A 14,733-nucleotide genomic window follows, 5' to 3' on the forward strand; every position below is an offset into this window, starting at 1 on the left:
ATGCCTCCTGTATTATCTGTTCTCCAGTGCGCCGCTGATGTCCGCGATCATATCTTTTACAGCCGCTCTGGAGGCATCTGCGTAATTTTCAGCACCAAACTCTTTATATTTTTCCTGCTTGTATGCAGCAATGATTCCTCTGGAAGAGTTTACAATAGCTCCAAGTCCGTCTTCATTAAAGAAATGGACAAGATCTGCTCCTTTTCCACCCTGTGCCCCATATCCAGGAACAAGGATAAATGTCTTCGGCATGATTTTTCTTAATACTTTTCCCATTTCCGGATAAGTTGCACCTACAACAGCGCCTACATAACTGTATTCGTCGCCCATAAGCTCATCGCCCCACTGTGCAACTTTCTCGCCTACCAGCTCATAGAGCGGACGGCCATCAATAACACGATCCTGGAACTCACCGCTTGACGGGTTGGAAGTTTTTACCAGAACAAAAATACCTTTTTTCTCCTCTTTGCAGATATCCATAAAAGGTTTCACACCATCAGAACCAAGATACGGATTGACTGTAGCAAAATCCTCATCAAAACCTGCATATTTCTTGGAGCCTACCTGAACCTGTCCCAGATGTCCAACTGCATAGGCTGCAGATGTAGATCCGATGTCACCTCTCTTGATATCACCGATCACAACCAGATCTTTGGATTTACAGTAATCAACGGTCTTCTTGTATGCGATCAGCCCCGGGATACCAAACTGCTCATACATGGCAATCTGTGGTTTTACTGCAGGAATCAGATCATAGGTGGCATCCACAATTCCTTTGTTATACTGCCAGATTGCTTCTGCAGCACCTTCCAAGGTTTCCCCGAACTCTGCAAAAGCCTTCTTCTGGATATGTTCCGGAATATAATTCAGCATAGGGTCCAGTCCTACAACGATTGGTGCATTTGTTTTGCGAATGTTGCTGATCAGTTTGTTAATCATGATTATTTCTCCTCCTGATTTTCAAATATAATTTTTCCGTCACAGATGGTATAAAGAACTTTTCCCTTTACTTTCCATCCGTCAAATGGCGTATTGTGACCTTTGGAAACAAATTTATTTTTATCGATAGTATACTCCTGCTCCGTATCTACAATAATCACATCTGCCGGGTGGCCTTCCTGCAGCGTTCCGCTTTCGAGTCCCAGAATCTTTGCAGGGTTCAGGCACATCTTCTCCACCATCTGTTTTAATGTAATCACACCTTTTTCTACCAGCTCTGTGTAGGTAAGCGGAAGGCTTGTCTCAAGTCCTACGATTCCAAATGGCGTATTCTTCATGGAACCTGTTTTTTCCTCTGCACTGTGTGGTGCGTGATCTGTACTGATTACCTCAATGGTACCATCTTTCAACCCCTGTTTCAGCGCTTCCACATCCTTCGGTGTACGAAGAGGCGGATTCATCTTGTAATTCGGATCATCGGTTTTTATATCATCAGATGAAAGGATAAAATGGTGAGGGCACACTTCTGCCGTGATATTATCATATCCTTTTTCTTTTACGAACTTCATCATCTCGGCATCACCATAAGTGGAACAATGGCAGAGGTGAAGATGCACACCTGTTTCCAGCGCCAGAATGATATCTCTGGCCGTAATGGTATCCTCCACCGCATTGCAGATTCCCGGAAGTCCCAGTCTTCTGGCATTCTCGTCATCGTTCATACATCCGTCCCCACGCAGGTCAATATCTTCACAGTGATCAAAAAACGGAACTCCGCATTCTGCCGCAATTTTCATTGCTTCTTTACAGAGTGCTGTATTCATCACTGATTTACCATCTTCGGAAACTGCCGGGATACCGGCCTTTACCATTCCTGCGATATCCGAAAGCTCCGTTCCCTTCTCACCCTTCGTGGCAGCACCTGCCTGAAGCACATGAATGCCGGAAACCTGGGCCGCTTTATTATGTACATAATTTACTCTGTCCGGATTATCAATGGTAGGAGTTGTATTTGGCATGGCAACTACTGTTGTCACACCTCCATGGGCAGCTGCCGCCGCACCGCTCATAATGTCTTCCTTATGTGTCTGTCCCGGATCACGAAAATGGACATGAAGGTCGATGATTCCCGGCATGACCAGCTTTCCTTTTGCATCAATCACACGGTCTCCATCTTTCTTTTTCAGCTTCTGCCCTATTTCCGTGATGATCCCGTCTTCCAGATAAATGTCGCCTGTTTTATCCGTATCTGTGGCCGCATCCACGATCCGGCCTCCTCGAATCAGAATCCCCATTTATGTTCTCCTCTCATCCTGGTTTTTATCAAGTGGATATTTCAATCCGCTTACATTCTATTATATCATACACGAAAATTCTCTTTTTATAAAGAATTTTTTTACAAAGCCATTCAGTCCTGTTTTATGTACTGAAATTGCCGGAATTTTCTCCTTGACATTTCAAAACACGGGTTATATAATCAGAACATGGCAAGATATTTAATGTAAAATCACTAGTTTTTAGAGATTATATTTACATGAATATAGTCTGTAAAATCTGGTGATTTTTTATTATCATCAGAAGGCTATTTTAACTTTTTTATTTCTATGGAGGTAACACAAAATGAACAAGGGAACTGTAAAGTGGTTCAACGCAGAAAAAGGTTATGGTTTTATCACAGGTGAGGACGGACAGGATGTATTCGTACATTTCTCCGCAATCAACGGTGAAGGCTTCAAATCTCTTGAAGAGGGACAGGCTGTATCCTACGACTTAACAGAAGGCGCTCGCGGAATGCAGGCTGCTAACGTTACAAAGTTATAATTTACCAGATAAATCTATAACCATAAGAAACGTATAAGTCAAAACAGGTTTGCTCCAGAGCAGACCTGTTTTTTTATTATATTATTCTATACAAAAAAATCTCCGGGATGCTCATTTATACATCCTGGAGATCTCTTCATTTTTAGCTATTTCTGTCACTGTCGTCAAACAAATATCTGTAATCTGCCTTCGCTGCCTGATCCGGTCAAATAATCCCTTACTCGGCGCTGTCTGATGATAATCCTGAAATATAATCTGTCAGTGCTGATGTATCCATTACTGTATCTACTTTCACACTGGCCTCTTTCGCCTGGATCTTCGCGTAAGCGGAATAGCCGATCCAGCCTACAAACAGTGCTGCGATCAGAATCCACGCCGCCATCTCAAGAACAAATTCCACCCGTTCTTTCTTCTGAGCACTGCTTCGTCCAAATTTGTTGTTTTTATATTTGTCAACTTTCTTCTGGCTCATTGTTGTTCTCCTTTGCCGATTCAAATACTTCGTTTATTATAGCACATCTGTTTTCAAAAGGAAAGCAGCAACTCCAGAAAGAAATGTGATAATTTTCTGAACTGCAGACCAAAAGCTTCTGCTGTCATAAGATCAGACAGCCACAATAACGCCTCCATCGTTTGCATACATGCTGCTGACCCCTGCAGTATCCATAACAACGATCTTCGCAGGATTCAGTCTCTCCCGGATAGCTTCTTCCAGCATCTTCGCTCTTTCCGGACAGTTACAGTGTGTGATGGCAACCGTCTTTTCATGGATATTGATTCCTTTTTCTCCAACATGTTCCACCATCTTCACAATTGCCTTGTTCATTCCTCTGGCCTGATCAAGCTGACAGATACTTCCCTCCGGAGTAGATCCCATAACCGGTTTGATCTTCAGTGCACTGGCCACCAGAGCCTTTACTCTGCTCAGACGTCCATTCTTACGCAGAGTTTCCAGATTCTCCAGTACGAAAAATGTACTCATTTCTTCAATATACTTATCTACAGTCTCTATAATTTTCTCAAAAGAAAGTCCCTTTTCTTCGCATTCCACGATCTTCATGGCAATCAGGCTTTCTCCACCGGATGCAGACCTGGAATTAAATACATGGATTTTTTTCCCGGGGTTATCCTCCAGAAACAGACTCTTTCCAAGAACCGCACTGTTGTAGGAGCCACTCAGTTCAGAAGAAAGTGTAACTGCATAAATATGGTCTGCTTCACATTCGTAAGCTTTCATGTAGCGTTCCGGAGACGGGCATGCAGATTTCGGGCATTCCGGGCATGCAGCAACCTTTTTCAGAAAATCTTTCTGATCAAAAGTTTCATCATCCATAATACTCTCGCCACCAACCATCAGTGTTAACGGAACAGCTTCAATTCTCTCATCATCTTTCCATTCATTCAGCAGTTCTCCGCAGCTATCTATCGCAATCTTATAACTCAATTATATCGTCCTCTTTTCCATTATATGTAGTATTCAATACCACATCTATGGTATCACATAAACACGTATTTGAAAAGAGTTTTTTAAAAAGTCTGTCCTTTTTTCGTTATCTGCGCTATAATGTCTACACATAATCAAGCAAGAAAGGAAGTGTAACATGCTGGCATTAAAAATCACAGATATCCGGGATTTTACAAACAAGCTTTTTATAGGAGAAGTATTTGATAAATTCTGCCTGTCTGAAGCATCGATAACAACCTTCAACACATTTACGATCGACGGCAGACTTCAAAGAGACTTTTTTGACACAGACAGCCTGAATAAACTTACGGAACATGGACGGACCCATTCTCTGTGGAAAGAAATCAGACCTTTCTGCTGGTCCGTAATACGTGGAAAACGCACTCCCTTAAGCTTTAAGATTGTCTTGCACTTAAGCCGTAATGGAATTGAGGCTGCTATGAGAAATACAGATTTGGGAATTTCTTCCGAGCAGATTGACGGATTCTACTTAAATCTCCAATTTAAAAATAACGCGCTTCTTTGTACTACCGGAACCTCTCTCAAAACATTTTTAATGACCAAACAGCCGGAACAGTTCTGGGATGATATGATTCTCCATTTTCTGAACCAGAATCAGATACTTTTTGAAAAACTGTGATCAGTTCTCTTCTTCCATTTCTCTCAAATAATATGCAAGCATATCAATAAACTGACTATTGGTAGGCTTGTATTCCAGAGGATATCCCGCGATCTCATCCAGAAAACTTTTATTTCCTTCCCAGCAGACATTGATCAATGTTCGGATATCGTGTTCTATATTCGTAGGAGTCGATTTATATTTTGTTGCCAGACATGGATAAATATCTTTTGTGATATGCATAGGTTTATACTGATGCCGCATGGAAATCTTTACAGCTTCTGCTACAAAGAAATACCCCTTATATTTTGAAGTCGCTCCAAGTTTTCTGATCAGTCCATATATTCTTTTCATACATCTTCCCTCCGTTTTGCGCATTTTCTTTTTTAGGAAAATATCCTCATATATAATACGACACTTATTTGATTTTTTCGCTTTCTTCTGAAAATTTATTTTTTACATATTAGATACGGATTTGAATTATCTTCTATATTATTTCTATAATTCAAGTGCAATATCCATTATCTTATATAAAACAGATATAATTGTGTTAAAGATGCACGTATTGTCATTAAAATAACAATATGTGCATATAAAAAAGATGATACCAGATAAATTTCCTGATACCATCTTCAAGCATGAAAATACTTATTTTTGTTCAAAGGACGATCTCTCCGGAAGGATTTTCTGAAAGGCTTCTATTACAGCCTCCCTCATTTTCAAAAACTCTTCCTGGCTGCCTCCTTCATCATTGATGCACAGCATAGCCGCCTTTTGCCCCGCGATCGTTTCCAGGATCTTCTGGTCTTCCAGTCCTGTCTTATAAAAACGGCCAATTTTCGGAGACTGCGGTTCATAAGTTCCTTCCATATACTGCCAGTACTTCATCAGATACTGATTAACGTCAAATACACTGCGAAAACGGTTCCTGCATACCTCATCCAGTACTTCCCCCTCCCGCTTCCAGACCTCTTCAAATGTAGATTTTAAAAACGCACTTGGAACATGGGTATACTTAAACCCGGAAAACTCCTGATAAGGAATCATAAGAATGTTTCTCAACAGCATGTTTCCATAAGAAGGATGAAACCACTTTCTGAAATTTTTTTTGATAACTTTTCGTTTCTTATAGTGCATGTTTACAAGTGCCATATCATTAAGAAGAATATGCGCAAAAGGATTTCGGATATCATCCTGTGCAATTGCGGTTTCAATACAGCAATCTCTTGGGAGACCATTTTTAAAAAAGATCTCAGGCTCTACAGGCCTCAGGAGAAACATATCATCATTGAAATACACAAATTTCTCTGCCAGACCGGGAATCCTGTGAAAATTCAATTCAATCGGATTGCAGTTAAAAGTCGGCAGATATTTTGACGGAATATAATCTTCATGGCGAACGATCCGAAGCTTCGGCGCATTTCTGTCAAGCCATTGCGGAACATGTCCCCAGGTAACAAACCATACTGTATTTACCCAGGGCGCAAACTTTTCTACTCCGCGGAACCAGTACCTCAGATTATTCCAGTCCCGATATCTGTTCTCTCCTGCATCCGTCCCCTTTGTCGGACTGTAACGCTGAAATTCTTCTCTCCAGGCCGGATCTGATCCATCTACCCAGGGAATGACAAAATCAATTTTTTCCATTTTTTATTCTCCGTACAGTTTTTTCAATCGTCGCGCCTCCCGGCAAATATCAAAATGTCCTTCTACAAGTCCCTGATAAATCTCTTCCTTCCCGACTCGCGGCCTTTTTCCTGCTCTTACCACAGTTTCTGCCCATTTTTCGGGAGATGTTCCAAGAGAAAGTGGTTTCAACTGTCCGGGAATCACATTAACTTCTCTGGAAATTGTATCTGAAATCACACAGGTAAGTCCGTTAGCCTGCGCTTCCACAAGTGCAAAGGGCAATCCTTCGTAAAGAGAAGGAAAAAGAAATACATCCATCGCAGACAGAAAGGCTCCGATATCTGTTCTCTTTCCCAGAAAAAACACCTTATCCTCCAGGTTTTCACTCTTTACCCGTTCCAGAATATTTTCATACTGACCGCCTCTGCTTCCTACAAGTGCCAGCACAGCATCCGGTCTCTTCTTCAGGATCTCCTTAAAAATATCCAGAAGCCCCTCATGGTTTTTCTGTGGATCAAACCGTCCTACATGACCTACAACAAACCGGTTTCCCCAGCCAAACGCACTGCGGACAATCGCACGATGATCTTCCGAAAAGAGATAGCGTTCCATAGATATCGCATTGTGTACGATAACTACCTTACCGGCATCATAATCTTCATTCCCAAACAGCCATCTTCCCGCCACCTCCGAACACGCAAAAAAATCTGTGGCATATCTTTTGATGCGGGCACGGTTGCACCAGTGCATGAATTTTCGTACCATTCCCGGACAGGAAGAATTATGAGAATGAGCGATCACCTTCCTGACTCCGGCTTTCGATGCCAGCCGCAATGGAACAATATTGGCTGCGGACAGCATATTCACATGCACCACATCATAATTTCCTTTTTTTAATATCTGTTTAAATCGTTTCACATATCCCAGATAATTCTTTTTCACATTGGGAACATAGAAAATCCTGCCTCCAAGTGTTTTTATTTCTTTTTCATAAGCGATCTTACCATACATGCAGACAAAATCGAACTGCACATCCATTTTCGAAAGCTCCCGGTAATAATTCATGACGAAAGCTTCCAAGCCTCCTCCTATGTTACCTAAGCCAACCTGCAATACTCTCACTTATATACCTCTCTTTATTCTGGATAACAGATATCCGCTTTTCTATAAATCCATATTACAAATATAACATAAAATTAACATATGGTAAATGTTATTGTAACATTCTCTCTGATATTTTCTGTAATTTCGAAATTTTTATGTATTGCAGGAAATTTTTAATCGAATCCGCGCCAAGCGGATATCTGAAATCCACATTCAGCCCAAAAAAGGCTCTGCCACAGGGGCAAAGCCTTTTTTCGATGTTTTTTATTTGGTAAGAACCATAAGGATATCGTTACTTCTCTTTACAAATTTTGTCATTTCTTCAGAAGAAAGCTGCTTATGGCTCATCATAGCCAGATCATAAAGCTGTTCGCAGATTACCGGCACATGTTCAGATTCCTGATTCTCAGCTATAAATTTCACCAGTGGATGATTTGCATTCAGAACAAGTACCTCCTGTCCTCCGAACATATTCGGATCCATTCCGTACATGTTATACATCTTCATCATATCCTGCATACGGCGACTCTCTTCCGGAAGAGTGATCATCGCTGCTGTTCCCTCATTTTTCAGCTTTTCTACCTTTACTTCCAGTTTATCTTTACCCAGATTTTTACGGAATACATCGGTCAGAGTTTTAACCGTTGCTTCATCTGTCTCGCCATCCTCACGAAGCTCTTCTGTAAGATCTGCGTCAATTCTCTTGAACTGTACGTTCTGATCCTGCTGCTCAAGATGAGAAATAAACTGAGAATCGATCACATGTTTAAGGATTACCGCATCTTTCCCGGCCTCACGGAACATATTGATGTACTGGCTCTGCTGTACCTCATCTGTTACGTAATAAATCACTGTTTTCTCAGGTTCCTCATTCTTGGATTCCTCGGAAGTTTTCTCTTCTGTCTTCTCTTCTTTCTTATTCTCCTCAATACAATCTTTCAGAGTAAGATATTTGCCATCCAGATTTTTGAAAAGGATATAGTCGTTCATCTTTTCGCCGAATTTCGCATCTTTGATGCAGCCAAATTTGATAAACGGACTGATATCATCCCAGTATTTCTCATAAGATTCTCTGTCTGTCTTGCACATTCCAGTCAGTTTATCCGCAACTTTCTTGGTAATGTACTCGGAGATTTTCTTTACAAAACCATCGTTCTGCAGTGCGGAACGGGATACATTCAGTGGCAGATCCGGGCAGTCGATCACACCTTTCAGGAGAAGAAGGAATTCCGGGATCACCTCTTTGATATTGTCTGCAATAAATACCTGGTTATTATAAAGTTTAATTGTTCCCTCAATGGAATCATACTCTGTTCTGATCTTCGGGAAATACAGAATACCTTTCAGGTTAAACGGATAATCCATGTTCAGATGGATCCAGAACAGTGGCTCTTTGTAATCCATAAATACCTTACGGTAAAACTCTTTATATTCTTCGTCTGTGCACTCATTCGGATGTTTCATCCAAAGCGGCTGTGTATCACTTAAAGATACCGGACGTTTGTTGATCTTTACTTTGTCCTTTGCCGGAGATACCTCTACAACTTCTTTTTCACCTTTGTCGTTCTCTTTCTCCTCTGTCTTGGCATCTTCGTGGATATGTTCAACAACTACATCATCCTCACGGAGATCTGCCTCATCGATAGTCTCATACTCCTGCTCTGCATTTGCTTTGGAAAGATAGATGTTTACCGGCATGAAAGAACAGTACTTCTCGATTACTTCACGCATACGGTACTCATTGGCAAACTCCAGGCTCTCCTCATTAAGGAAAAGTGTGATCTCAGTTCCTGGTTCTGTCTTGTTTCCATCTGTCATCTCATATTCTGTACCACCGTCACAGGTCCAGTGAACCGGTGCAGATCCTTCTTTATAAGAAAGCGTATCGATGTGTACCTCATCCGCAACCATAAACGCGGAATAAAATCCAAGTCCGAAATGACCGATCATCTGATCATCTGTTGTCTTATCCTTATATTTCTCAAGAAATTCTGTTGCACCGGAAAAAGCGATCTGTGTAATATATTCCTCTACCTCATCTGCAGTCATACCGATACCATTATCAATAAACTTCAGGGTTTTCTGATCTGGATCTACGATAACATTTACTGCCGGTTTATAGCCATCCGGGAATGTATAATCACCCATAACTTCCAGTTTTCTCAGTTTGGTGATTGCGTCACATCCATTGGAGATCATTTCTCTTACAAAAATGTCATGATCGGAGTATAACCATTTCTTGATGATCGGAAAAATATTTTCACTGTTGATTGATAAACTTCCATGTTTTGCTGACATGTATGTCACTCTCCTTTTGTTTTTTATTTCCTATGTTCCGGTAAACCCGGAAACCTGTTGTTTTTTTCAATAAATATATACTAATACGACTTTTTGCAAAAGTCAAGAAAAATTTAGCACTCGCCATTTTCGAGTGCTAGTAACAATGTCGGCTATAAATTTTTCATACGCAAAAAGATTCCCCTCACACATTTCTCATGCACGAGGGGAATCTTTTATAATTCTGCTTTTATTTTTTCTTTCTGCGGTATATAAGAATTCCTCCAATACATACAACTGCAGCGATCAGGATGATCACAAATGTCATGATCGGTGTACTGTCTCCTGTCTGTACCGCTGATTTCTGGCTGGACTGCGTAACTGCAGGGCTTGGTGTTGCTGTAAGGATCTCCGCCTGTGACACAGTAAATGTAACTTTGCTTTCAGACTGGACATCTGTATCTGTCCATCTGGAGCCGTCATATCTCTGCTGCACAAAATTGACTTTCAGTGTATACTCGCCTGGTTTGCTTACGCGGAAAGTTGCTGTATATGGTTCCGAATCCCAGTCACGCTTTTCCGTAATCTGCCAGCTCCTTGGCTGGAAACGGGTATCTCCCTTCACCGGATTGCTGTTATCCATACCAGCGCCTACCGCTGTGAAAGTGATTTTCGTGTTTGTATCATATTTTCCATTGGGATCAATTCCCGTGATCTTGTTATCAGATTCCTTTACCCCGGAACCTTTATATGCATTTACAGTAATACTTACCGCAATCACCGTACTGATCTTGTCAGGATTTTTCACACCATCGGGGAGTGTAACAGTTCCTTTTACATTGAATGTCTGTCTGTCCACAGAGGAAGGGTCATAAGAACAGCCTTTCACATCCCATTTCACAGAAGCTTTCTGTTCTCCCTTTGTTGTTGTGATCGTCACAGTTTCCGGAAGTTTCAGCGCTTTCTGTGTTTTCTCTGTCCCATTTGGAAGATCTGTGATCGATGATGGTTTTCGGATTCCGGTAAGATCATTCTCTTTCTCACTGTTATCAGTATTTTTTCGAACACTGAAATACGCAGTAATATAAGCAGATACATCTGCACTGTTGGAAATTACAATGTCTTCCAGATATTCTTCTTTGGAAAGACCCTTCTTCGGCTGCACTGTAAAGGTTGCACTTTTTCCCGCCTCAAGCTCTGTCTGTGAAAGAGCTCCTACGGTATAATTTTTTCCGGTTGGCTGCTGCAGTGTGATTTTTGTGTTACCGGTGTTGGTAACTGTTACAGTCTGTGCTTCCGGAAGATCTTTATAACCTTCGTTCACCGTACCGAAATTCAGACCTTCTTCCGGTTTGACCGAAAGATCATACACCGGTTCCGGTTTCGTTACAGTAAAGGAGACCGAAACGTTCTCATCTATATTTCCATCTTTATCTACAATTCTGATCTTGCCACTGTATTCTCCTGCAGAAAGGCCGGTTTTGGGCTGGATAGTAAAAGTTGCCTGATTATCTTCGCCCGGATTGAGTACCTCAGCCGAAAGAGCTCCTACTTCAAAATTCTTGGCTGTTGGCTGTACCAGACGGATCGCTTCCGTACCTGTGTTGGTAACTGTTACAGTCTGTGCTTCCGGGGCATTGGAATATCCCTGTTCCAGCTCTCCAAAATTCAGATCTTTTGGGGTAATATCTACAGAATTTTCAGTGAAACTGTCCCCATTTACCAATACGCTTGCTTTCACAGCTGCTGACGCCTTATTGTCCGACGTGGCAAAAACAAGATCTTCCTCATATGGATCATCTTTTGCTTCCAGTCCCAGCTTTGGCTGAACTGTAAACATCTGCTCATCGCCCTGGGCAAGCATGATTTCTCCATTATTTTCACCTTCACTGACAGGTTCAATATCAAAATTGTCTGACTGCGGCTGTTTCAGAGTTACCGTTTCTGTACCTGTATTTCTTATGGTTACAGTTCTTGTCTGATCAACCTCCGTATAGCCCTCTGTCAGGTCATCAAAAGGAATCTCTGCAGGATCTGCTGTCAGTTCATACTGTCCTTCTTCACTGTCGGATGGTTCCGATGCTTTCCCCGCATCCGCGTTCCCGTTATTCCCGTCATCTGTCTGTACTTCTACAGTGAGATCCGCCTCAAAGAAAACATCCACGCCTTCTTCTGTCTGATATGTGATCAGATCTTTATATTCTCCGGCGTTCAGTCCCTCTCTTGGTTTTACCCATACCGTAATCTGCTCTCCGCTTTTCAGTGGCTGTCCATTAATATCTTCAGCCATGAAATTCTCCGGAGAAATTTCTTTAAAATTCAGATCTGCAGTTCCGGTATTGGTAATCGTAACATACTGTACTTCCGGTATCTCTGTGTAACCTTCTGTTACAGTTCCGAAATTTAAAACACCACTTCCGTCTTCTGTGGATACAACTGCGGAATATGTAAGTTCTTCTGTTGAAGCACTGTCACCATTCTGTGCTTTCGTTTCCCCGGTCTCAACAGTTTTTTCATCAGATCCGGCTGTCGTATCTGATGAATCCTCTGCCTGATCTTCTGTCGAATCCTCTGTCTCTTCGGTATTTCCGGAATCTGTATCAGTTTCTCCCAATCCGGTGATCGTAATGGTGCTGTCCTGAGAATCCTGCTCCAAAGTCTCATCTGATCCGCTCTCGCTGGTAGATGTTTCTGTCTTCTTCTGCTGTGCAAGAGCTTTGGCATCTTCCTCCGTTGCGGAAACTTCCTGTGTTGTTACAGTAAGTTCGCCACTGATTCCCATTTCTTCTTTTCCTGTGATCTTAAGAACAATGGGAAATCCCAGATCCTTTTCTTCAACCTTATAGGTTTTATCTGTTCCTACTTCGGTGAGCACATCACCATCTTTCAGTGACCACGAAAAACTCACATAATCATCTGTAATTCCTTCTGGCTTTACCTTGGAATAATCTGCGCTTAAGGTAACACCTACTGCAATTGTTCCCTTAACTTTCAGTTTGCCATCCAGAGCTCCCTGGGGAACCGCAGCGGCAAACACCATAGATGGAAGTAATGTAACCATCATAAGCACGGCCATGATCACTGCCAGTACTCTGTTTTTCCTCATATTCCATCCTCCTTTACATCCTTATGTTTTCCTGCATTTTCAGATTTATGCATTCTTTCCTTTGTTGATGCAAGTTTACCATATTTAATTTTCAAGGATGTAATTTCTGCTTTCCGTTTTTTCTCTCAGCCTTCAACAATGAGATATTTTCCATCTGGAAGTTTAAACACTTCACTTTCTTCTTCCAGTTCTTTCAGGGAAAGTCCCTCTACATCTGCACCCATTCCATCCAGATATTTTTTTACATCTTTCAGAGAATCCAGCACTACTGCCATACAGTCTTCCAGAAATGCCTCTGCCTCTTCAAAATCATCTGCTACCGGCTCATCAAAAAGCTGTCCCTGTTTTTCCAGAAATGTCTGGACATATTCTTTCTTATACATTTTAAAAAAGTCCTCCTTTATTTATTATTTTTCTTCTCATAAATAGCAACCAGTTCCAACGGTACCGCTGCTACAATGTCTGCGCCGTTTTCTTCCAGTTCCCTGCGGTCACGAAAGCCCCAGAGTGCACCTACTGTATACATTCCGGCTGATTTACCTGTCTGCATATCCGTTTTTGTATCTCCGATATACATGCATTCTTCCGGTTTTACTCCGAATTCTTCCGCGATCTTTAACGGACCATCCGGTGCCGGTTTCCTTCGGATTCCCTCCTGCTGTCCCATTACCTCGTCAAAAACATCTCCATAGATCGCTTTTACGACTTTCTGTGCCGCAATATGCGGTTTATTAGAACATACGGCCATTTTTAATCCCGCATCTTTCAGTTTCTGAATGGTTTCCGGCATATCCTTATATGGTACAACTTTATACAGGGGATCTTCATCAAATTTTTTACGGTAAAGTTCCCGGACTTCTTCATAATGGACCAGATCCGGATCTCCGGCATCGATCAGACATCTTTTGATCAGCATATCCGCGCCTTCACCGCTGTAATAACGGAAATTATCTGTCGGCTGCGGTTTCAGGGAAAACTTTTCCATGATCTCATTTGCCACATATGCCATGGACTCCAGTGTATCTGCAATCGTTCCATCCAGGTCAAAGATACAAGCTTTTATCATTTTGTCATTCATCCTCTCAGGTTTATTCCAAGTTTCTTTGTCTCATAGATCAGCCTTGCCACAGGCAGTCCGACTACATTGTTGTAATCGCCGCGGATTCCTTTCACATAAGCACCCCAGGCACCCTGGATTCCGTAGCTTCCTGCCTTATCCATAGGATCTTTACTGTTTACATATTCTGCGATCTCTTCCTTTGTTACCGGGTAAAAAATTACATCTGTACATTCATGAAACGTATGAACTTTCCAGTTTTCTTCTTCTCTTACAAGAACTGTCACACCCGTATATACCTGGTGTGTATTTCCCTGCAGCATACTCAGCATCTTCACTGCTGCCTCCGGGTCTGAAGGTTTACCAAGGATCTTTCCTTCATAGGAGACTATGGTATCCGCTCCGATTATAAGAATGTCCGCCAGATCATCCGCCTGTTCTTTTTCCAGCGCATGTGCGGTAAACATGGCCTTTTGGAAGGAAAGTTCCTCAACCACCTTCGAGGGCTCTGTGCTGGTGATCCGTTCTTCACCACTGGCAGGTTTTACCTCAAATGTGATTCCCACCTGGCTTAAAAGCTCCCGTCTCCTGGGAGATGCAGAAGCAAGCACAATCTTTCTCATGTGTGTATTCCTCTCTTTCTGTGTTATCAGTATAACCTTTTACGGAAGGAGGTGCAACCGGAATTGTCAAAAGAGAATTCCTTCCGGATCATA

The 14,733-nt window shown here is 41.9% G+C and carries 14 protein-coding genes; 2 read left to right on the plus strand and 12 right to left on the minus strand.

All coding sequences use genetic code 11. The annotated features are described in order from the left end of the window. Window positions 1-12: 12 nt before the first annotated feature. Together pyrF and GPK81_RS11170 are read right to left on the minus strand one after the other, a co-directional pair. Entirely contained in the window at window positions 13-939 is a 927-nt protein-coding gene (gene pyrF, locus GPK81_RS11165) for an orotidine-5'-phosphate decarboxylase (protein ID WP_148447728.1), read from the minus strand. A gap of 2 nt (window positions 940-941) precedes the next feature. Further along, window positions 942-2,234, minus strand: a complete 1,293-nt coding sequence (locus GPK81_RS11170) for a dihydroorotase (protein WP_021977581.1) — start codon at window positions 2,232-2,234, stop codon at window positions 942-944. Window positions 2,235-2,559: 325 nt separating this feature from the next. On the opposite strand from GPK81_RS11170, the gene GPK81_RS11175 reads away from it, so the two are divergent. Then, the gene (locus GPK81_RS11175) at window positions 2,560-2,760 is read left to right on the plus strand and encodes a cold-shock protein (RefSeq protein WP_015525894.1); all 201 of its coding nucleotides are present in this window, start codon (window positions 2,560-2,562) and stop codon (window positions 2,758-2,760) included. A 217-nt stretch (window positions 2,761-2,977) separates the two neighbouring features. Here GPK81_RS11175 and GPK81_RS11180 read toward each other — a convergent pair whose 3' ends face one another. After that, the gene (locus GPK81_RS11180) at window positions 2,978-3,232 is read right to left on the minus strand and encodes a hypothetical protein (RefSeq protein WP_021977580.1); all 255 of its coding nucleotides are present in this window, start codon (window positions 3,230-3,232) and stop codon (window positions 2,978-2,980) included. A 132-nt stretch (window positions 3,233-3,364) separates the two neighbouring features. Continuing rightward, window positions 3,365-4,204 carry a DegV family protein gene (locus GPK81_RS11185; RefSeq protein ID WP_215707046.1) on the minus strand — a complete coding sequence of 280 codons (840 nt, stop codon included), beginning with the start codon at window positions 4,202-4,204 and terminating at the stop codon, window positions 3,365-3,367. A 157-nt stretch (window positions 4,205-4,361) separates the two neighbouring features. Here GPK81_RS11185 and GPK81_RS11190 point away from each other — a divergent pair, with 157 nt between their 5' ends. Next, on the plus strand, window positions 4,362-4,865 hold the full coding sequence (locus GPK81_RS11190; RefSeq protein ID WP_021977578.1) for a DUF5721 family protein: 504 nt from the start codon (window positions 4,362-4,364) through the stop codon (window positions 4,863-4,865). Here GPK81_RS11190 and GPK81_RS11195 read toward each other — a convergent pair whose 3' ends face one another. The 8 genes from GPK81_RS11195 to GPK81_RS11230 all read right to left on the minus strand — a co-directional run bounded on the left by GPK81_RS11195 (window position 4,866) and on the right by GPK81_RS11230 (window position 14,640). Then, window positions 4,866-5,198, minus strand: a complete 333-nt coding sequence (locus GPK81_RS11195; protein WP_021977577.1) for a sporulation initiation factor Spo0A C-terminal domain-containing protein — start codon at window positions 5,196-5,198, stop codon at window positions 4,866-4,868. It lies immediately after the preceding gene. 294 nt (window positions 5,199-5,492) lie between these two features. Then, complete coding sequence (locus GPK81_RS11200; protein ID WP_021977576.1) at window positions 5,493-6,491, minus strand: Stealth CR1 domain-containing protein; 999 nt, start codon at window positions 6,489-6,491, stop codon at window positions 5,493-5,495. Between the two features lie 3 nt (window positions 6,492-6,494). Further along, window positions 6,495-7,595: a glycosyltransferase family 1 protein gene (locus GPK81_RS11205; protein ID WP_147344080.1), complete on the minus strand. Its 1,101-nt coding sequence runs from the start codon at window positions 7,593-7,595 to the stop codon at window positions 6,495-6,497. Window positions 7,596-7,841: 246 nt separating this feature from the next. Continuing rightward, complete coding sequence (gene htpG, locus GPK81_RS11210) at window positions 7,842-9,875, minus strand: molecular chaperone HtpG (RefSeq protein WP_118071158.1); 2,034 nt, start codon at window positions 9,873-9,875, stop codon at window positions 7,842-7,844. Between the two features lie 229 nt (window positions 9,876-10,104). Next, on the minus strand, window positions 10,105-12,960 hold the full coding sequence (locus GPK81_RS11215) for a choice-of-anchor D domain-containing protein (RefSeq protein WP_215707047.1): 2,856 nt from the start codon (window positions 12,958-12,960) through the stop codon (window positions 10,105-10,107). A 125-nt stretch (window positions 12,961-13,085) separates the two neighbouring features. Next, window positions 13,086-13,343: a hypothetical protein gene (locus tag GPK81_RS11220; protein ID WP_021977572.1), complete on the minus strand. Its 258-nt coding sequence runs from the start codon at window positions 13,341-13,343 to the stop codon at window positions 13,086-13,088. 17 nt (window positions 13,344-13,360) lie between these two features. Further along, the gene (locus GPK81_RS11225; protein WP_021977571.1) at window positions 13,361-14,026 is read right to left on the minus strand and encodes an HAD family hydrolase; all 666 of its coding nucleotides are present in this window, start codon (window positions 14,024-14,026) and stop codon (window positions 13,361-13,363) included. Window positions 14,027-14,034: 8 nt separating this feature from the next. Next, window positions 14,035-14,640: a Maf family protein gene (locus GPK81_RS11230; protein WP_118064385.1), complete on the minus strand. Its 606-nt coding sequence runs from the start codon at window positions 14,638-14,640 to the stop codon at window positions 14,035-14,037. Window positions 14,641-14,733: the final 93 nt, after the last annotated feature.

It is taken from the genome of Blautia sp. MCC283, assembly GCF_018785565.1.
GTDB lineage: Bacteria > Bacillota > Clostridia > Lachnospirales > Lachnospiraceae > Blautia_A.

Bases quoted from the DNA above. Each gene is read 5' to 3' on its own strand.
- GPK81_RS11220 (WP_021977572.1), bottom strand. From the start codon at position 13,343: ATGTATAAGAAAGAATATGTCCAGACATTTCTGGAAAAACAGGGACAG.
- GPK81_RS11230 (WP_118064385.1), bottom strand. From the start codon at position 14,640: ATGAGAAAGATTGTGCTTGCTTCTGCATCTCCCAGGAGACGGGAGCTT.
- GPK81_RS11195 (WP_021977577.1), bottom strand. From the start codon at position 5,198: ATGAAAAGAATATATGGACTGATCAGAAAACTTGGAGCGACTTCAAAA.
- GPK81_RS11180 (WP_021977580.1), bottom strand. From the start codon at position 3,232: ATGAGCCAGAAGAAAGTTGACAAATATAAAAACAACAAATTTGGACGA.
- GPK81_RS11175 (WP_015525894.1), top strand. From the start codon at position 2,560: ATGAACAAGGGAACTGTAAAGTGGTTCAACGCAGAAAAAGGTTATGGT.
- GPK81_RS11170 (WP_021977581.1), bottom strand. From the start codon at position 2,234: ATGGGGATTCTGATTCGAGGAGGCCGGATCGTGGATGCGGCCACAGAT.
- GPK81_RS11225 (WP_021977571.1), bottom strand. From the start codon at position 14,026: ATGATAAAAGCTTGTATCTTTGACCTGGATGGAACGATTGCAGATACA.
- pyrF (WP_148447728.1), bottom strand. From the start codon at position 939: ATGATTAACAAACTGATCAGCAACATTCGCAAAACAAATGCACCAATC.
- GPK81_RS11200 (WP_021977576.1), bottom strand. From the start codon at position 6,491: ATGGAAAAAATTGATTTTGTCATTCCCTGGGTAGATGGATCAGATCCG.
- htpG (WP_118071158.1), bottom strand. From the start codon at position 9,875: ATGTCAGCAAAACATGGAAGTTTATCAATCAACAGTGAAAATATTTTT.
- GPK81_RS11215 (WP_215707047.1), bottom strand. From the start codon at position 12,960: ATGAGGAAAAACAGAGTACTGGCAGTGATCATGGCCGTGCTTATGATG.
- GPK81_RS11190 (WP_021977578.1), top strand. From the start codon at position 4,362: ATGCTGGCATTAAAAATCACAGATATCCGGGATTTTACAAACAAGCTT.